Source organism: Arthrobacter humicola (assembly GCF_039531445.1).
Taxonomy (GTDB): domain Bacteria; phylum Actinomycetota; class Actinomycetes; order Actinomycetales; family Micrococcaceae; genus Arthrobacter; species Arthrobacter humicola.
Window position 1 is genome coordinate 222,404 of sequence record NZ_BAAAQB010000037.1, and the last position, 16,648, is coordinate 239,051.

The 16,648-nt window shown below is 67.5% G+C and carries 17 protein-coding genes; 5 read left to right on the top strand and 12 right to left on the bottom strand.

All coding sequences use genetic code 11. The annotated features are described in order from the left end of the window. Positions 1-14: 14 nt before the first annotated feature. A complete protein-coding gene (locus tag ABD243_RS14080) occupies positions 15-464 on the bottom strand; it encodes an ArsR/SmtB family transcription factor (RefSeq protein ID WP_344366889.1) in 450 nt (149 codons plus the stop codon). 205 nt (positions 465-669) lie between these two features. On the opposite strand from ABD243_RS14080, the gene ABD243_RS14085 reads away from it, so the two are divergent. Next, positions 670-1,683, top strand: coding sequence for a medium chain dehydrogenase/reductase family protein (locus ABD243_RS14085; RefSeq protein WP_344366892.1), 1,014 nt, complete (start codon positions 670-672; stop codon positions 1,681-1,683). Positions 1,684-1,728: 45 nt separating this feature from the next. On the opposite strand, the gene ABD243_RS14090 is transcribed toward ABD243_RS14085, so the two are convergent. Then, on the bottom strand, positions 1,729-3,702 hold the full coding sequence (locus tag ABD243_RS14090; protein WP_344366894.1) for an ATP-binding protein: 1,974 nt from the start codon (positions 3,700-3,702) through the stop codon (positions 1,729-1,731). A 246-nt stretch (positions 3,703-3,948) separates the two neighbouring features. Here ABD243_RS14090 and ABD243_RS14095 point away from each other — a divergent pair, with 246 nt between their 5' ends. Then, complete coding sequence (locus tag ABD243_RS14095; protein WP_344366896.1) at positions 3,949-4,521, top strand: MOSC domain-containing protein; 573 nt, start codon at positions 3,949-3,951, stop codon at positions 4,519-4,521. 140 nt (positions 4,522-4,661) lie between these two features. Here the strand turns inward: ABD243_RS14095 and ABD243_RS14100 are convergent, their stop codons facing one another. From ABD243_RS14100 to ABD243_RS14125, 6 genes are all read right to left on the bottom strand, one after another. Further along, complete coding sequence (locus ABD243_RS14100) at positions 4,662-5,345, bottom strand: hypothetical protein (protein WP_344366898.1); 684 nt, start codon at positions 5,343-5,345, stop codon at positions 4,662-4,664. A 90-nt stretch (positions 5,346-5,435) separates the two neighbouring features. Beyond that, positions 5,436-6,557: an NAD(P)/FAD-dependent oxidoreductase gene (locus ABD243_RS14105; protein WP_344366900.1), complete on the bottom strand. Its 1,122-nt coding sequence runs from the start codon at positions 6,555-6,557 to the stop codon at positions 5,436-5,438. A gap of 65 nt (positions 6,558-6,622) precedes the next feature. Then, complete coding sequence (locus tag ABD243_RS14110) at positions 6,623-7,678, bottom strand: Gfo/Idh/MocA family protein (RefSeq protein WP_344366903.1); 1,056 nt, start codon at positions 7,676-7,678, stop codon at positions 6,623-6,625. After that, positions 7,678-8,457 carry an amino acid ABC transporter ATP-binding protein gene (locus ABD243_RS14115; protein WP_344366905.1) on the bottom strand — a complete coding sequence of 260 codons (780 nt, stop codon included), beginning with the start codon at positions 8,455-8,457 and terminating at the stop codon, positions 7,678-7,680. Before ABD243_RS14115 ends, ABD243_RS14110 begins: the two co-directional genes overlap by 1 nt. After that, positions 8,454-9,242 carry an amino acid ABC transporter permease gene (locus ABD243_RS14120; protein ID WP_116766251.1) on the bottom strand — a complete coding sequence of 263 codons (789 nt, stop codon included), beginning with the start codon at positions 9,240-9,242 and terminating at the stop codon, positions 8,454-8,456. The genes ABD243_RS14115 and ABD243_RS14120 overlap by 4 nt, the downstream gene beginning before the upstream one ends. A gap of 112 nt (positions 9,243-9,354) precedes the next feature. Beyond that, a complete protein-coding gene (locus ABD243_RS14125) occupies positions 9,355-10,203 on the bottom strand; it encodes an ABC transporter substrate-binding protein (protein ID WP_344367153.1) in 849 nt (282 codons plus the stop codon). Between the two features lie 203 nt (positions 10,204-10,406). On the opposite strand from ABD243_RS14125, the gene ABD243_RS14130 reads away from it, so the two are divergent. The 3 genes from ABD243_RS14130 (at position 10,407) to ABD243_RS14140 (ending at position 13,468) form a co-directional block, all read left to right on the top strand. Continuing rightward, a complete protein-coding gene (locus ABD243_RS14130) occupies positions 10,407-11,489 on the top strand; it encodes a LacI family DNA-binding transcriptional regulator (RefSeq protein ID WP_344366910.1) in 1,083 nt (360 codons plus the stop codon). A 134-nt stretch (positions 11,490-11,623) separates the two neighbouring features. After that, complete coding sequence (locus ABD243_RS14135; protein WP_344366913.1) at positions 11,624-12,919, top strand: cation:proton antiporter domain-containing protein; 1,296 nt, start codon at positions 11,624-11,626, stop codon at positions 12,917-12,919. 345 nt (positions 12,920-13,264) lie between these two features. After that, a complete protein-coding gene (locus tag ABD243_RS14140; RefSeq protein WP_344366915.1) occupies positions 13,265-13,468 on the top strand; it encodes a hypothetical protein in 204 nt (67 codons plus the stop codon). Positions 13,469-13,526: 58 nt separating this feature from the next. On the opposite strand, the gene ABD243_RS14145 is transcribed toward ABD243_RS14140, so the two are convergent. From ABD243_RS14145 to ABD243_RS14160, 4 genes are read right to left on the bottom strand one after another with little or no spacing between them, the layout of a single operon-like run. Further along, positions 13,527-14,120: a cysteine hydrolase family protein gene (locus tag ABD243_RS14145; protein ID WP_344366917.1), complete on the bottom strand. Its 594-nt coding sequence runs from the start codon at positions 14,118-14,120 to the stop codon at positions 13,527-13,529. Beyond that, a complete protein-coding gene (locus ABD243_RS14150) occupies positions 14,117-15,610 on the bottom strand; it encodes an NAD-dependent succinate-semialdehyde dehydrogenase (RefSeq protein WP_344367155.1) in 1,494 nt (497 codons plus the stop codon). The genes ABD243_RS14145 and ABD243_RS14150 overlap by 4 nt, the downstream gene beginning before the upstream one ends. Beyond that, positions 15,607-16,122 (bottom strand): riboflavin kinase, encoded by a 516-nt coding sequence (locus ABD243_RS14155; RefSeq protein ID WP_344366919.1) that lies wholly within the window; start codon positions 16,120-16,122, stop codon positions 15,607-15,609. Before ABD243_RS14155 ends, ABD243_RS14150 begins: the two co-directional genes overlap by 4 nt. Next, positions 16,119-16,604 (bottom strand): NUDIX domain-containing protein, encoded by a 486-nt coding sequence (locus ABD243_RS14160; RefSeq protein WP_344366921.1) that lies wholly within the window; start codon positions 16,602-16,604, stop codon positions 16,119-16,121. The genes ABD243_RS14155 and ABD243_RS14160 overlap by 4 nt, the downstream gene beginning before the upstream one ends. Positions 16,605-16,648 lie beyond the last annotated feature (44 nt).

The window sequence follows — 16,648 nt, forward strand, 5'->3', positions numbered from 1 at the left end:
ACCCTTCCTATCCTTCAGCGTTGCTGCGTGTTCCCTGCCTGTTTCGTGCCTGCTTCGGTGCTGTCTGATTCTGACCTGGCTGGTTCTGTCTGGCCTGGTTGCGGGTCGGCTGTCTCGGCGAGCAGGTCGGCGATCCGGTCGGCCCGCTGCCGCCAGATGACCTCGTACTCATCGAGCAGGCGGCGGGCCTTCTGTAGCCCGTCATGGTTGGCCCGCACAATCTGTTCCCTTCCCCGCTTCTCCTTCGAGACCAGCGAAGCCCGTTCGAGCACCGCCACGTGCTTCTGGACGGCCGCGAAACTCATGGCGTAGAGGGCAGCCAGTCCGGAGACCGAGTACTCGCCCACCGTCACCCGGCGCACAATGTCCCGTCGGGTCGTATCGGCCAATGCCTGGAACAGATGGTCAAGTTCTTCGTCGCTGAGCGGTTCGCCGAGCTGATTCCTGCGCTGATCTACAACCATTTGGTTGTAGGATAGTCCGGCCCTGCGACAGGAGTCAATGGGGTGGCGGGTGGCCCGGGACGCCGAGTTCGCCGGAAGCCCGCCAATTCGCCGGAAGCTTACGGCGACCTCACACGGGTCCGGCGAATTCGCGTGCCTGTTGCCGGAGACATCCGTGCCGGATGGACCCGGTGTGCCGGCCGCGCGCCGGGCGTAGAGTGAGCCCATGAAGCGTGTAGTGATCGACCGCTTCGGCGGCCCCGAGGTCTTGAATGTGGTGGAGGTCGAGGATCCCCGCCCGGGTCCGGGTGAAGTCCGCGTCAGGGTCCTCGCCTCCGGCGTCTCGTTCACCGACGCACAACTGCGGGCCGGTACCTATCTCGGCGGGCCGAAGCCGCCGTTCACGCCCGGCTACGAGCTCGTCGGCGTCGTCGATGAACTCGGACCCGGCTGCTCGCGGATACGCGTGGGAGACCGCATCGGTGCGCTGACTGTGTGGGGCGCCAACGCCGAGAAGGTCTGCGTCCCGGAAGTGTATGCGGTGGAGGTGCCCGAGGACCTCGACCCGGCCGAGGTCGTGAGCCTCGTCTTCCCCTACATGACCGCCTACCAGTTGCTGCACCGCACGGCCAAGGCGAAGCCCGGGGAGAGCGTTCTGGTGCACGGCGCGGCCGGCCGGGTGGGCACAGCGATCCTCGAGCTCGGAGCGCTGGCCGGCCTCCGCCTCTACGGGACTGCTGCCGGCCGGGACCGTGCTGCCGTGGAGCGGCTCGGCGCGGTGGCAATCGACTACAAGAACGAGGACTTCCTGGCCCGGCTCCGCGGGCTCACCGGCGACGGCGTAGACATAGCCCTCGACGGGATCGGCGGCCCGCTGTCGCTACGTTCCTTCCGCGCACTCCGGCCCGGCGGACGGCTCGTGGTGTTCGGCCGCTATGCCACCATCGCTAAGGGGCGCAAGAACTGGCCCGGGGTGGTCGCCTGGTACGCGGCAACCGGGAGCGTCGCCCTCTGGGGCTGGCTTTCGCCCCGCCGAAAGGTGCTGTCCTACCGAATCCAGAAGTTGCGCATCCATCACCAGGACTGGTTCCAAGCGGATTTCCTGGTGCTCCTCGAGATGCTCCGCCGTGGCGAGATCCACCCTGTGGTGGCCGAGCGGCTGCCGCTTTCGGAGGCCCGGCACGCCCACGAACTGCTGGGAAGCACGGCGGCAACAGGGAAAATCGTGCTCGTCCCCTAATCCGGCACGGTCACCGCCGGGTCACCGCGCGAACTCCGGCCGCGCCTAGCCCAGGAACGTGCGGTGGATGTCGCTCCCGTAACGACGGATGATGTCCCGTTTGGCGGCCTGGAAGGCCTTAAGGTCGCCCGCATGCCCGTGCTGTTCCACGCGGCGCCTGGCCAGCTCGTCCGAGATCACATCCAGGAAGAGCTCGGCCAGTAACAGCCGGGCGGAATCCCGGAAACGGCCGCGGCCGTCGACATACAGCTGGACCGTCGGGGCGCCGGTGTTGATGATGACCTTGCGCTCCGCGGGGCTGTAGACGGCACGGTCCGCGCTGTTGTGCAGGGTGCGGAAGTCGTAGCCGGTGAAGAGGTCGACGCCGTGATCCCGGCTCGGGCGGTGGACCTCGCGGTGCGCCGCCTGTTGCGCCGAGGCGTCGGTGGCGATGGCGTGGTGCGGCGGCTGGTCGGTGCTGCGGCGGGAGGCGTGTTCAGCGATGACGATCTCGCACAATGCCCAGTAGTCGCCAGCCCGGACAGTGATCTCGCCGTGCTCCCCCGACCGGTCCCCCGCCATGGTCCACTCGATCCTCCGCGTGTCCCTGAGCGCGCTGACCGGGACCGGGGCGGGTGTGGGGTCAATCCGCAGTGAACCGGGCAACGCGAGCTCAAAGGTGAGCGTCCCGGCGTCGGGCAGCTGGCCCGGATCCAGCAGCAGCGCGACATGGAACGGATGCCCCGGCGGGCGGTAGTAGAAGGGCGTGGTGAACCGCAGGGCCGCCGGCGGTGCCGCCGCCGTGCCGTCGCCGTTCCGGAGCGCCGGCGCCGTCTCCAGCCCCAAATCGATGACGGCTGCCTCGCTCATGTGCTGCAGCAGGTGCTCGATCATCTCCGCGGTCCGCCCCGACGTCGTGGCGCGTTCCAGGTGGGTGAGCTTTTCCTTCTCAGCCTGCACGGGGCCGGCGATCATCCGGCTGACGGCGCGGGAGAAGGCTGCAACGAAGGGGTCCTTGAGATTCAGACCCTCCCGCTCGTCGCTGATGATCGCCTTGCCCCGGCCCAGCATCTCGGTCAGTGCCGGGCAGCGCACGGTGCCGAAGAGGTATTCCGTGCCTACCTGGTTCTCGTACTCGAACAGTTGGCAGTCGAGCACGGCCATGCCGGATTCGACCACCAGGCCGGCAGTGCGTTCGTCGCCCTTGAGCGTCAGTTCCACGTCCCGTGCCCGCTTGAGCGTGACGGTGAACGGGAACTCCTCACCATCAAGGCTGAAGCTTCCCGGCTGGTCGGGGCCGAGGAGCACACTGGCCGGCGGTTCGTGGAAACGGATGTTCTCGCTGCCGTAGTCCTCGGCGCCGGGGCGTCCGTGCACCAGCTCCACCTCGCGCCGGTCCAGGACGTCCCGCAGGTAGATGTTGTCCGAGAGCGACTGCAGCAAGGTCGAGTGCTGGGTGATCGTGACGTGGGGATTGTCGACGACGATCGTCACCCGGGTGCCGTTGCCGGCGGCGCCGTCCGTACCGTCGGCGCCGGCGTCGATGTCCCCGGCGGGGATGCCCAGCCGGGCGTAGTCGGCGGGGAAGGCGCGGCGGTCTGCGCCGTCGTCGTCGTAGAGGTAGCCGCCGTTCTCGCCTCGGAAGACGTCGATGCGGGTGAACCGGCCGTTCTGGATGGTCTCGATCCAGCCGTGGCCCAGACCGAAGATGGCCTGCTTGAGCCCGCGGCCGAAGTACCCGCGGCCGGCGCCTTCACCGCGGGCGAGCGGGCTGTGTGCGCCGCCGTAGCTGAGGATGCGTCCGGCCTGCTCGAAGGACATGCCCTCCGCTTGGTCGCTGACCATCAGCACGGCCCCCGCGTGGTGGCGCTCGTAGCCGACGCGGATCCGGCCGGTCACGGACGCCCCGGCCTTCTCCAGCCGGGCGTAGCTGTCGTCGCTGTTGGTGATCAGTTCCACCAGCGCCTTCTCCACCGAGGCGAAGCGCCGGGAGTCGATCCCGATCACCCGCTGGTCCACTTGGATTTCGGCAACCGTCATGCTCTTTACCTCGCTCACAACTTCGCTGTTGCTGCGCCGTCGGCACGGGACCGGGCCGATACGTGGAGCGTAGCAGTTTGGGCGCCAACACCGTTCCCCACGGCCGAGTTCGCCGGAAAGCTGCCAATTCGCCGGAAGCTTCCGGCGAGCTCGCACGTTTCCGGCGAATCCGGCGCGCAGCCTCGGCGTGGGGCCGCCGAGGCGTGCATGGTGCCGAGTCTGTGTGATGGAGGATAGTTTTAGGGCATGACGGCAAGCTACAGGTACGACGTCGGGATCCTCCATCTGCTCGTCTCGCCGGCGCACGCCTACTTTGGCCGCGCGCGGGACGGTGCGGCGGAGGTCCCCACCACGGACGCGGACCGGGTCGAGGTGGTGGCTGGCAAGGGCATCGTCGGCGACCGGTTCTTCGGCAAGGCCGCGCACATGGACGCCGCCGTCACCATCCTCGCGGTCGAAGCCCTCGAGGCGATGGCCGCAGAGCTCAGTATCGGGCCCTTTGACCCGCTCCTGACTCGGCGCAATGTGGTCCTCCGGGGCGCTCAGTTGGCTCCCCTGCTGGGCCGGGAGTTCGCCCTTGAATCGGGCGGGGACGTGGTCAGGTTCCGGGCCGGTCGCCCCGCCCACCCCTGCGCCTGGATGGACCGGATGCTCACTCCGGGGGCGCATGCCGCCATGCGGGGTCGGGGTGGCGTGCGTTGCCAGCCGCTCTCGGACGGCTTTCTGAGCCGCGGGCCGGCCGTGCTGGTCAGCCCTGTCCCGCTCGAACCCGAGAAAGCCGGCCACGCTGTGGTGCTCCGGCCGACACGCCTGCCGTAGCAGTAACCGGATTGCGCAGGGTCCGGGGCTCACAGCCACAGCCGATTTCGCCGGAAGGCTGCCAATTCGCCGGAAGCTTCCGGCGAGCACGCAGGTTTCCGGCGAATCCGGACCGGAGGCTTCTGCTGCGTACGGCGGCGCTACGGCTGGGCTGCGGCGACAGGCGCGGCCGCCCGCGGCCAGGCCTGGTCGAGCCCTTTCATCCGCCGGTACGCGACCCGCACAAACCGCACCCCGTTCGAGGCGATACTCACCACCCCGAAGAACGCGAAGCCGAACACCGGGTCCCCCGCCTCGGCGATCTTCAGCACGGCGATGCCGGCCAGGAAGTAGATGCTGCCTTCCAGGGTGTTCACGCCCAGGGAGAGCAGGCTCAGGCCGCGGGTGGAGGCGCTGACCAGGCCCTCGTACGCGGCGGGGACGGCGTAGAAAAGGGTCGATACGCCCAGCATGAGCCCGAGGGCGTCCCGCACGGGCATGAAGAACCGGGCGCCGATCGTGGCAACGGCGAGGGCCGCCGCCGAGCCGGCCCCGGCCAGGACAATTTCGCGTCTCTTCCGGGTATCGGTCCGGGCCACTTCCCGGCACAGGACTGCGTGGATCACGATCCACAGCATGTTGGCGGCCAGCACCCACCAGCTCTGGACCAACAACGCCAGAGCCAGCCAGCCCAGTCCGGTGCCGGCGAGCACGCCCAGGCTCATGCCGCTGACGCCATCGCTGGTCCCGGTGCGCTGCACCCGCAGGAGCGCGGGAACTGACCGGATGAGCTCGACGGCGATCAGGGCCAGCCCGGCAAGCGCGGCGGACGTCTCGGCGAACAAGTTGCTCCTTCAGGTTCCCGCGACCATTGCGCAGTTGAAGCCACCATAGCCGAGCCGTGACGGGCACGGCTCGGCCTCTGATGGCAGTGCCTAGGAGAAGCGTCCCGGCCGGAACGTGGCGAGCATGGGGTGTTTCTTGCCGGTCATGATCTCGCCCGCGAGCAGTTCGCCGGCGATGAGGCCCAGCGTGGCCCCCGAGTGTGTGAAGGCCACGAAGCAGCCGGGCACCTGGCCGAGCTCGCCGAGGACCGGCTCGCCGTCGCCCGGGATGGGCTTGTAACCGATCTTCCACGAGGCAGGCTTGAGTTCGGGGTTGCCGGCGATGAGCTTGGAGGCTTCGTCGGCGAGTTCCTGGACGACGTCATCGGGGACGCTGAAGGAGCCGTCGGCGTGTTCGGTGATGTGCTCTTCGTACCAGTCGTGGTCCAGGGCGAGTGTGTTGCCGGGGTTGGGCCGGACGGCGGCCCGAGGGGTGTTCAGCACGGCCTGCAGACCGTGCTCCACGGGTTTGGTCACCACCAGCATGGAGACCGGGGACCCGTTCGGGATGTCGACGCCGAGGGGCGCGACGACGTCCGGCGTTGCGGCACCGCACGCCACCAGCACCGCGTCCGCCTCAAAGGTTTCACCTGCTGCCGTCTCGACGCCGGCGGCCCGGCCGCCGTCGACCGTGACGGAGACTTTTCCGGCGTTGAGGATGAGTTCGCCGCCCAGGGCATGGAACTCTTCCATCAGGAAGTCTACGAGTTCGGGCAGGCTGACCCAGCCCTCGCCGGGGTTGAAGATGGCGTTCTCCGGCACGGCGTCCGGATCGATGCCGTGCGTGGCCGCGGGAATCTGTTCGGGGGCAAGGAGCTGGGAGTTGTAGCCGATGGATTCTTCGTAGTCGTGGCGGGCTTCCGTGGCGGCCGCCTGTCCGGCGGAGTTCCACATGAGACCTCCGCCGAACTGCAGCCAGTCCCGGTCCGGGTCCGCGGCGAAGAGGGTGCGGTAGCGGTCCACGCCGGCGACCCGGAGCTGGTGGTACGGGGTGGACCGTTCTCCGGCCGAGTTCAGCCACGACAGCGAGCGGCCCGTGGCCTCGCTGGCCAGGCCGCGTTCGCTCAGGAGGATGACGGAGGCGCCTGCGCGGAGCAGGTGGACGGCGGTGGAGACGCCGAGGATGCCGCCGCCGATGACGGCGACGCGTTTGGTTGAGGGCGTGGAGGACATGGGTCTCCCTTTCGTTGCGTAGTGGGTTTGGGGTGCGCCCGGGCCTTGGCCGGGGCGCAGTGTGGCTAGGCGAAGGCGCGGATCGTGTCGATGACCTTCAGGACTTCGAGGGACTCTGCGGGGTCCACGGGTAGCGGGCCTTCGCCCCGGAGGGCTCCTGCCAGCCGGGTGTAGAACTCGGGATAGGCGCCCGTCTGGGCAGGGACGGGTTGGGTGGCGCCATCGACGCCGACGCGCCCCCAGGATTCCTCGGGGTCGACGCCGTACGCGGGATCCGAGGACGTCATGCCGGCAGCGAGGGCCGGCTCCTGGCTGTCCAGGCCCCACTTCGTGTAGCCGGCCTCGGAGCCCGCGACATGAAACCGCGGGCCCACCTGGGCCGCCATGCCGTTCATCCACAGCCGCGATCGGACCCCGGATTCATGGAGCAGGGACACGAAGGCCTCGGTGTCGGCGCCGTCTGGGTCCGGGCCGCGGTTCGCGGTCTCCCCATAGCTTTCCGTCACAGCACCAAAGAGCTGGATGGCCTGGTCGATCAGGTGGGCGCCGAGGTCGTTGAGGATGCCGCCGCCGTCGGACACTGCGGCGGTGTCCCGCCAGTTCCCGAAGCCTTCCGGCCGCCACCACTCAAAGCGCGACTCGAAGGTGCGGACCTCCCCCAGTGCGCCTTCCCGGAGAAGCTTGCGGAGCGTCAGGAAGTCGGCGTCCCACCGCCGGTTCTGAAATACCGTGAGCTGCACCCCGGCGTCGGACGCCCGGGCGATGAGCGCCTCGCCTTCGGCCGCCGTCGTGACGAACGGCTTGTCCACCACCACATGGAGGCCACGGGCCATCGCGGTTGCAGCGAGGTCGAAGTGGGTCAGCGGGGGCGTGCCGAGGACCACGAGGTCAAGGTCGCCGGCGAGGTCGAACAGGGCCTCCGGCGTCGGGACGATCCGGGTGTCAGGGTAGAGCCGTGCCGCTTCGGCAGCGCGGACCGGATCCGCCGTGACGATCATGTCCAGGGAGTAGCCGGGATGCGCCGAGATCAGCGGCGCATGGAAGACTTTGCCCGAGATTCCGAAGCCGACGACGGCGGTGCGGACGGGTGCCGCTCCTGCGTTTCCCTTCAGGGTCTCCATCAGAGCACTTCCGAGAGGAAGCGCTGGAGGCGTTCGCTTCGGGGGTTGTCGAAGAGGTCGGCGGGGGTTCCGGACTCGACGACTTCGCCTTCGTCCATGAAGACGACCTGGTCGGCGACTTTGCGGGCGAATCCCATCTCGTGCGTGACCACGAGCATGGTCATGCCGCGGCGGCCGAGGCCCGCCATGAGGTTCAGCACCCCTTTGACCAGTTCCGGGTCCAGGGCGCTGGTGGCCTCGTCGAAGAGCATGACTTCCGGTTCCATGGCCAGGGCGCGGGCGATCGCGACGCGCTGCTGTTGTCCGCCGGAGAGGTCGCGGGGGCGGTGGTCGGCGCGTTCGGCGAGGCCGACCTCGGCGAGGCGGCGGCGGGCGCGTTCCCTGGCTTCGGCTTTGGGCATGCCTTTGACGCTCCAGAGGGCCAGGGCCACGTTCTCGAGGGCGGTGTGGTCCGGAAAGAGGTTGAAGTGCTGGAACACCATGCCGATGCGGGCGCGCAGGATGTCCGGCTTGACCGCCAGGGCGCTCTCGCCGGCCAGGAGCACGTCCCCGCTTTTGGGTTCGTGCAGCCGGTTGACGCCGCGCAGGAGGGTGGACTTGCCGGAGCCGGAGGGCCCGATGATGCACGTGGTGGTGCCCGGTGCGACGGTGAGGCTGACGTTGCGGAGCACCTCGATGTCGCCGTAGGCCATGGTGAGGTTCTTCAGTTCCAGGCTGGAGCCGTGGAAGGTCTCGATGTCCGGGGCGGTGTTCTTTGTGGTGTTGCTGGCGAGGCTCATGTGTTGCTCCCGGTGGTCAGCGGCGAGGCCGCGGCGAGTTCCTTGACTTCCTTGAGACCGCTGCTGGGTGCGGCGGGGCGGCGCCGGCCGGTGCGGAAGCGGTTGTCGAAGTGGTTGACCAGGTGGGTCAGGGGCACCGTGATCAGCAGGTAGAAGATTCCGGCCATGACCAGGGGCGAGAGGTTGCCGGAGAGGACGGCGGCGTCCTGGCCGACGCGGAAGAGCTCCCGTTCGGTGACCAGCAGGCCCAGGAAGTAGACCAGCGAGGAATCCTTGACGATCGCGATGAACTGGTTCACCAGCGCCGGGAGGACCCGGCGGACGCCTTGCGGAACCACCACGAGGGCCATGGATTTTGCGTAGCTCATGCCCAGGGCACGGCAGGCCTCTCCCTGGCCTTTGTCCACGCTCTGGATACCGGCGCGGAAGATTTCGCCGATGTAGGCGCTGGCAATCAGGCTCAACGCGATGATTCCCAGGGGGTACGGCGACGGGCCGAAGATCGACTGGCTGAAGCGGGCGAATCCCTGGCCGATCAGCAGGATGGTCAGGATGGCCGGGAGGCCGCGGAAGAGGTCCGTGTAGATCCGCGCCGGGACCCGCAGCCACTTGGAGGGGGATATTCCCATCACCGCAACGATCATGCCGAGGGCAACTCCGATGATCGTTGCCGCGATGGAGATGATGAGGGTGTTGAGGAGACCGACTCCCAGAAGCTGGGGCAGGACTTCGGCCATTGCGTCGAAGTCGAAGAAGGTGCGGGTGATGGTGCTTAACCAGTCCATGGTTGCTCTCAGACGTAGGTAGCTTGTGGATCCCGGACGGGCCGCGCTGCGCGGCCCGCCCGGTCAGGTGGCCGCCGGGCTAGGTCCCGGACGTGCCTCGTTGTGGGGACGCTTATTTGCTGGGGGCCGGGCTGGCCGTCTGTTCCGCCTTAGGCAGGTACTGCTCGGGCATCGGGGAGCCCGGGAACCACTTCTGGTAGAGCTTCTTCCAGGTGCCGTCCTCCATGGCTGCGGCCAGGCCCTTGTTGAGGGCGTCCTTGAAGGCGGTCTTGCCCTTGGCCACGGCGAACCCGGCGGGGGCATCGAAGGACGGGATGTCCGCTGCGCTGACCAGGCCGTACTGCGTTTCATAGGCCTTGGCGGCCTCGTAGTCCAGGAAGTGCGCATCGACGGATCCGCTGTTGACGGCGGCGATTGCGGTGTTGTTGTCCGGGAAGCGCACCAGGCTCGCGGAAGTGAAGTTCTTGACGGCGTAGGCCTCCTGCAGCGTTCCCTGCACGACGCCGAGTCGCTTGCCGGCGAGCCCGTCGGCGCCGGTAATGCCCGAGGTCTTCGTGGTGATGACCGTCAGATATCCGGCGAGGTACCCATCGGAGAAGTCGACGGTCTGCTTGCGCTTGTCCGTGATTCCAATGGCCGCAACGCCGGCGTCGAACTGACCGTTGGAGACGGCGGCGAGCAGCCCAGAGAAGTCCTGTCCGGTGAAGACGACCTTGTCGATTCCGGCGCGGTGGGCGACGTCCTTGAAGAGCTCGACGTCGAAGCCCGTGAAGTTCCCCTGCGCGTCGGTGAAGGTGTAGGGCTTCGAATCGCCCAGGCTGGCCACGCGAATGGTGCCGGCCTCAATCAGGCCATAGGGGTTGTCCGCCGGCGAGGACGCTGCGGAGGAGGTTCCTCCGCAGCCGGACAAGGCCAGGACCGCGGCAACAGCGGCGGCGATGAGCGCCACCGGGCGGCGCATTTTGTTTCCTGTGTTCACAGCGTTTTCCAATCGTGGGAGTGAGGGCGAGGTGGGCGGGCAATTGGCCCCCGGGTTGCGGACTGTCGATGCGAGCCTTGCTGAGTCCGGTCTCAGTCCCTAAGATTGAGACCGGACTCACATCGATTGCTAGAAATGTAATCGAAGCCACATGGGGCGTCAAGAGTCCGCTACGAAAGGCCGTAATGAATAGTGATGCTTCCCGGCGCCGCGATGTCACTGTCGCCGACGTCGCCAGAGCCGCCCAGGTTTCCAAGGCCCAGGCTGCCCGCGCCCTGGGCAACTACGGTGCCGTGAGCGACGACGTCCGTGAGCGGGTGCTGGCCGCTGCCGAGGAGTTGGAGTACCGGCCCAACGAGCTCGCCCGCAGCATGAACACGGGGAAATCGCACACCATCGGGGTGGTGGTCGGCGACATTGAAAACCCCCATTTCGGCCTCGCCACGCGGGGCATTACCGACACCGCCAAGCGCAGTGGTTTCAACGTCATCCTGATCAACACGGATGAGGATACCGAGGCGGAAATCGATGCCGTCCGGGTGCTCCTGGACAAGCGCGTCGACGGCCTGATCGTGGCACCGGCGTCATCCGTGGAAACGCAACATTTACGCCGCGTTCACGAATCCGGCCGCCCGCTGGTCCTGCTGGACCGCAAGGCGTCGGGGCTCGACGTCGACACCGTGGCGGTGGACATGGAGGGCATCTCGCACGACTCCACGAGCTACCTGATCGGGGCCGGACACCGGAGGATCGCCTTCGTCTCCACCCTCAAGACGGACGAGCCGTACCGCGACGGCATGGTCCTGGACTCGTCCCAGATCTCGGACCGGCGCGACGGCATGAAACGGGCGTTCGATGAGGCGGGTCTGAACCTGCCGGACGATCTGATCCGCCTCAACGCCGGCGACAACGAGTCGATCAAGAAGATCACCCGCGAGCTGCTGCAGCGCCCGGATCCGGCGACGGCGATCATCGCCTCCGACGGCCTGATCGGCCTCAGCGTCGTTGAAGCCATCCAGGAGCTGGGCCTGCGGATTCCGGACGACGTCTCATTCCTCATGTACGACGACTTCGCCTGGACCCGCCTCACCACCCCGCCGCTCACGGTCATCGCGCAGCCCGTCTATGACATGGGTGTTGCGGCCGCGGCGGCCCTGATCCGGCAGATCGAAGGCCGGAAGGTGCCCGCGGCCGTGCCGGAGTTCACGGCCGAACTGATCCGCCGCGGCTCGGTCGCAGCCCCGCGGGTGACCGGTGTCGGCAACTAATCTGCGGCCGGCCAGGGTCCCTAGGGACTTTGGACACGGGCATCGGCAGCCTCGCCGCGCCTAAAGTTGAACATGGCCTGTTCCGACACGTCTCATGACGACTCCGGGGGCACGGAGGCGGGCACCGATCCGTCATGGAACTGACGGTCGTAGTCCTGATCACCGCCGCACTGTTCGCGTGGGCGCTGGTATCGGCGCGGCTGCAGCAGGCGGACCTGACCGCTCCTATAGTGTTCACTGCTGTCGGCATGGGCCTGGCCTGGGCCGGGCTGGTCGATGCCGCGTCGCCCCCGGCGGCCATCACCCCGGTTGTCGAGGTTACCCTGGTGTGGGTGCTGTTCTCCGACGCCGCCCGTCTGCCCCTTCAGGAGTTGCGCCGGGACGTGGGCCGCTATGTGCGGTTGCTGGGAATCGGCCTGCCTCTGACGATTGTGTTCGGGTGGGTGCTGGCCGCCTGGTTCTTTCCTCAGTTCGGACTGTGGCTGGCCCTGCTCGTCGGTGCGGCGCTGGCCCCTACTGACGCCGCGCTCGGGATCCCCGTGGTGACGAATCCGGCGGTGCCGTCGCGGATCCGCCAGCTGATCACCGTCGAGAGCGGCCTCAACGACGGCATCGCCACCCCGGTCGTCATGGTCGCGATCGCCGGCGCGGCCGCCGCCGCAGGTCTGGAGAGTGCAGCTGGTCCCGGCAGTGCCGCCGTCGAGCTGCTTATCGGCGCCGGCGTTGGCGCGGCAACCGGCGCCGTGGGCGGGTGGCTGCTGCAGCTGGCCCGCCGGCGCGGGACGAGCGCCGAGGACTTTGCCGGTGTCGGAGTCCTTGCCCTGAGCCTGCTCGCCTACACCGCCGCCCTCGCTGTGGGCGGCAACGGATTCGTCGCCGCCTTTTGCGGCGGTCTGGCGTTCGGCACGTGCGCCGGTCAACGGGCGCCGGCCGAACTGGTCTTCGTCGAGCAGATGGGCGGCTTGGTGTCGCTGCTGGTGTGGCTGGCCTTTGGAGCCATCACCATTCCGACCATGCTGGCGCACTTCGTCCCCCTGACCATCGTGTATGCCGTGCTCAGCCTCACGGTGGTGCGCATGCTGCCGGTGGCACTGGCCTCGCTTGGCACCGGACTGGACCGGCGCACCGTCCTGTTCGTGGGCTGGTTCGGTCCGCGCGGCCTGGCGTCCCTCGTGTTCGCGCTGCTGGCGCTGGAAGCCCTCGGACCAGCGTCCGACCAGGCGGTGGCCGTCATCGCCGCCACCGTGCTGCTCAGCGTCCTGGCGCATGGCTTCAGCGCCGCGCCGCTGGCCGCCCGCTACGGCAGAGCCGCTGCCGCAGCAGGGCCGGAGCCGGGAGGGCCGGTGCCGGTCACCCGCGCTCCGGCCCGGGGCCTGAGCCGCAGGCACACGCCCACGGCACTTTTCCCGCGGAAGCGCCCCCGTCTGTAGTCCGAACGGACCCTGCGCGACGCCGTCGCAGTTCGCGCCACGCCGGTGCCTGTGATGAGTCTCACGCGCTATTTTCGCCATCTGGCTTGAGACGTCTGCGCGGCGCTGTGCACTATGGAAAGGCAGGGCAGGGAGCATTGCTCCCGGTCACGCGGCCCCGATGTTCGCTCCGACGCCACGCGTCCGCAGTGAACCGGGGGCACCCATCCTGGTGGACGCAATGAGGCCAAACCGGTGAGCTCGCAGAGCTGCCCAAGGTTTCAGGCGTTCCTGGTTTGGCCCCACGGCGGCTCCGCATCGGTGCGGCAGCCGGACATCCGGATTCATGAATGGAAGCACTGAACAATGACGTTTGAAACTGCCAACTCTGTAACCCACAAGCTCTGGGACCGCGCCACGATGCACCACGAGCTGGACGCCCTGATTCACGACCTCTCGGAGCGCCACAACACCGCCAAGAGCAACATCGCGGTCCACGCCAGCGGACCGGGCACCTTCACGCTCAGCCTGACCCACGGTGCAGCAAACCTTGAGGCAGTTTCCGCCTAGCAAACACACGGAGGACGACGGCGGGAGGTGACTCCCGCCGTCGTCCTCTGGCGTTTGTCTAGAGTTCCGCGGGCTTAGCTGCAGGCCGTAAATTCAGGAGGGATTCGCTTTTGACGACCCTGATCATCGGGGAAAGTAGCTCCATGAGGTTTAACGCCTGATCATGAGCAGCGTCGCTTTGGCCGGCGCAGGCGTCCTCGACCACCGTCACATATCGACCTGCATCCACGGCGCCCAGGGCCGTAGCGAGGATGCAGCAGTCGGTTGCCACGCCAGTGAGGATCATCTCGTCGCCGACGGGGATCCGTTCTGCCAACTCTTGCCCCCATTTGGAGAACGTCGGAAGGTCTATTGAGGCGCGGAGCTCAACGCCGGGAAGTTCGATGTGCCATATGGGATCGGCGGGATCCAGGCGCATGCTTTGCCAGCGGTCGTAGTACGACGACCACGAGCCTTTCTCCACGGGGCCGGGGACAAAGCGCGTGATGATGGGCTCCAGTCCGGAGGCTGCCAGACTCGCGATAGTTCGGGTCGCTTGGTCGTAGCGCGGGATGTGCCACTCCCCCGTCTGGCGGAAGGCGCGTTGCATGTCAATCACGACCAGATGGCTGTTTGCCCCGCCCGTTGAAGTCCTGGCCCAGCTGCTAGTCACGATTTCCGGCCTTCCTTGGCAGCCCAGGGGTCGGCGATGCCGATGTATTGGGTGGTGGTGTATTCGGCGATGCCTTCGGTGCCGCCCTCGCGGCCCAGGCCGGATTGTTTGACGCCGCCGAAGGGAGCGGCGGCGTTGGAGATGACGCCGGCGTTGAAGCCGACCATGCCGAATTCGATCTGTTCCGCGACGCGCAGGAGCCGGTTGAAGTCCCGGCTGTAGAGGTAGGAGGCCAGCCCGTATTCGGTGGCGTTGGCCAGCCGGATCGCGTCCTCTTCCGTGCCGAAGGTGGTCACGGGCGCCACGGGCCCGAAGATTTCCTGGCCCAGGATCGCGGCGTCGTTCGGGACGTTGGCGAGCACGGTGGGCCGGTAGAAGTAGCCGGGACCGTCCACGGGGGAACCGCCGGTGACCGCTGTTGCCCCGGCGTCGACGGCGGCGGTCACCAGGGCGTGGACGTCGTCGCGGGCGCCGGCGTCGATCAGCGGGCCCACCGTGGTGTCCGGTTCGGTGCCGCGGCCCGTGGTCAGGGCACCCATGGCGGCGGCGAACTTCCGAGTGAACTCGGCGGCTACGGATTCCTGGACGAGGAAGCGGTTGGCGGCGGTGCAGGCCTCGCCCATGTTGCGCATCTTCGCGGCCATCGCGCCCTCGACCGCGGCGTCGAGGTCGGCGTCCTCGAAGACGATGAACGGGGCGTTGCCGCCGAGCTCCATCGAGGTGCGCAGCACATTTTGGGCGGCGTCGGCCATGAGGCGCTTGCCCACCGGGGTGGAACCGGTGAAGGAGACCTTCCGGAGCCGGGAATCGGCGAGCAGCGGCCCGGAGATCCCGGCGGCGCTGGAGGAGGCCACAACGTTCAGGACCCCGGTGGGCAGGCCGGCGTCGAGCATGGTCTTCGCGAAGAGCTGGGCGGTCAACGGAGTGAGCTTGGCCGGTTTAAGGACCATGGTGCAGCCGGCGGCGACGGCGGGCGCGACCTTGCGGGTGGCCATCGCGAGGGGGAAGTTCCAGGGCGTGATGAGCAGGCACGGCCCCACGGGCTTTTTCTGCACCAGGATCTTGTTCCTGCCTTCGGGGGTGGTGAGGTAGCGGCCGTAGTCGCGGACCGTCTCCTCGGAGAACCAGCGCAGGAACTCGGCGCCGTAGGCCACCTCGCCGCGGGCCTCGGCCAGCGGCTTGCCCATTTCCAGGGTCATGAGCAGGGCGAAGTCCTCGGCGCGCTCGGTCACCAGGTCAAAGGCGCGGCGCAGGATTTCGGCGCGTTCACGGGGTGCCGTCCGGGCCCAGGCGGCCTGGGCCTTGTCGGCGGCGTCGAGCGCGGCGAGGGCGTCCTCGCTCGTCGCGGAGGCGAGCGTGGCGAGGACCTCGCCGGTGGCGGGGTCGTGGACGTCGAACGTGCCGCCGTCGGACGCGTCACGCCACTGCCCGCCGATCAGCAGACCGGTAGGGACGGAAGCGATGAACGCCGCCTCCCGGTCGAGGGTCATCGTGTTTCCTTCAGCCACTGAGGGCTCCTTTCAAAGGCCTTGTGCGTTGCTCGTTGTGCGACAGTTAACGTTCGGGGCAGTTGCTCAGGACAACTCGCGACGCCGCTCTCGTGGGATCCCGGCGAAACGAGCCCAGGATAGTGCTGTTGGGCCCAGTTCCGAGTTGCTGTGATGTCGTGGCGCAGTTGCTCGGTTAGGGCGTTAATGCTTGAGAAGGTTTGTTGATCCCGCAGCTTGGCGGTCAGGGTGACAGTGAGCTTCCGCCCGTAGAGGTCTTCGTTGAAGTCCAGGAGGTGGGCTTCGAGCAGTTTGTTTCCTATCTGGGCATAAAACGTCTGCCGTCGTCCAATGGAAACTGCCGCGAGCCAGGACGTTCCGGAGTCGGTCCGGATCACCGCAGCCCATACCCCGTCCTCTGTCTGTTCATCGAAGAGCTGGATGTTGGCGGTAGGGAACCCGAGTGTCCTGCCTCGTTCGTCCCCGTGTTCGACGAGGCCCTGGATGACTGTCATGATCCTGTTCCGTGTTGGTTTGGTGGTGCCGGGGCCGCCTCGAGGACCTGATCCAGCCACGTCACGCGGTTGCTGAATCGTCTGATCCTCGAAGGCGCCGTCCAGCGGAAAGTGTCGTGTTCGTCATTGACGGTCAATCTGCGGCGCCGGGTGACGGCCGTGAAGGTGTGCACCAGCCACGGATTGCCTTCCTTGTCGGGCAGCAGAAGCGGTGTCCCCTGCCGGAAATCGATCAGGTCGTTCTCGGTAAGTCCTGTTTCCTCGCGAAGTTCCGTAAAAGCTTGCCCTTCAGGAGAGGTTCCAGGCTCGAGGTATCCGGTGATGCAATGCCAGAGTCCGCGGTCATGTCCGACGGAGTGGCTTCGCTTGAAGAGGGCGATCCGTCCTCGCCACTTAACGATCACGGCAACCACGGTGCGGGGCGGGCATTCTGCGGGTGGATGTGCCTCTCCGCCTACCCATAACAGCGGTGCGATACTCATGTTGATCCTGGTCCGTCTCGATTGTTGTTGGGCGGATGCGGTTG

Coding starts and splice junctions, on each gene's coding strand:
- ABD243_RS14085 (WP_344366892.1), top strand. CDS start 670: ATGAAGCGTGTAGTGATCGACCGCTTCGGCGGCCCCGAGGTCTTGAAT.
- ABD243_RS14110 (WP_344366903.1), bottom strand. CDS start 7,678: ATGGAGACCCTGAAGGGAAACGCAGGAGCGGCACCCGTCCGCACCGCC.
- ABD243_RS14160 (WP_344366921.1), bottom strand. CDS start 16,604: ATGAGTATCGCACCGCTGTTATGGGTAGGCGGAGAGGCACATCCACCC.
- ABD243_RS14115 (WP_344366905.1), bottom strand. CDS start 8,457: ATGAGCCTCGCCAGCAACACCACAAAGAACACCGCCCCGGACATCGAG.
- ABD243_RS14090 (WP_344366894.1), bottom strand. CDS start 3,702: ATGACGGTTGCCGAAATCCAAGTGGACCAGCGGGTGATCGGGATCGAC.
- ABD243_RS14130 (WP_344366910.1), top strand. CDS start 10,407: ATGAATAGTGATGCTTCCCGGCGCCGCGATGTCACTGTCGCCGACGTC.
- ABD243_RS14150 (WP_344367155.1), bottom strand. CDS start 15,610: ATGACCCTCGACCGGGAGGCGGCGTTCATCGCTTCCGTCCCTACCGGT.
- ABD243_RS14135 (WP_344366913.1), top strand. CDS start 11,624: ATGGAACTGACGGTCGTAGTCCTGATCACCGCCGCACTGTTCGCGTGG.
- ABD243_RS14105 (WP_344366900.1), bottom strand. CDS start 6,557: ATGTCCTCCACGCCCTCAACCAAACGCGTCGCCGTCATCGGCGGCGGC.
- ABD243_RS14155 (WP_344366919.1), bottom strand. CDS start 16,122: ATGACAGTCATCCAGGGCCTCGTCGAACACGGGGACGAACGAGGCAGG.
- ABD243_RS14080 (WP_344366889.1), bottom strand. CDS start 464: ATGGTTGTAGATCAGCGCAGGAATCAGCTCGGCGAACCGCTCAGCGAC.
- ABD243_RS14140 (WP_344366915.1), top strand. CDS start 13,265: ATGACGTTTGAAACTGCCAACTCTGTAACCCACAAGCTCTGGGACCGC.
- ABD243_RS14095 (WP_344366896.1), top strand. CDS start 3,949: ATGACGGCAAGCTACAGGTACGACGTCGGGATCCTCCATCTGCTCGTC.
- ABD243_RS14125 (WP_344367153.1), bottom strand. CDS start 10,203: ATGCGCCGCCCGGTGGCGCTCATCGCCGCCGCTGTTGCCGCGGTCCTG.
- ABD243_RS14120 (WP_116766251.1), bottom strand. CDS start 9,242: ATGGACTGGTTAAGCACCATCACCCGCACCTTCTTCGACTTCGACGCA.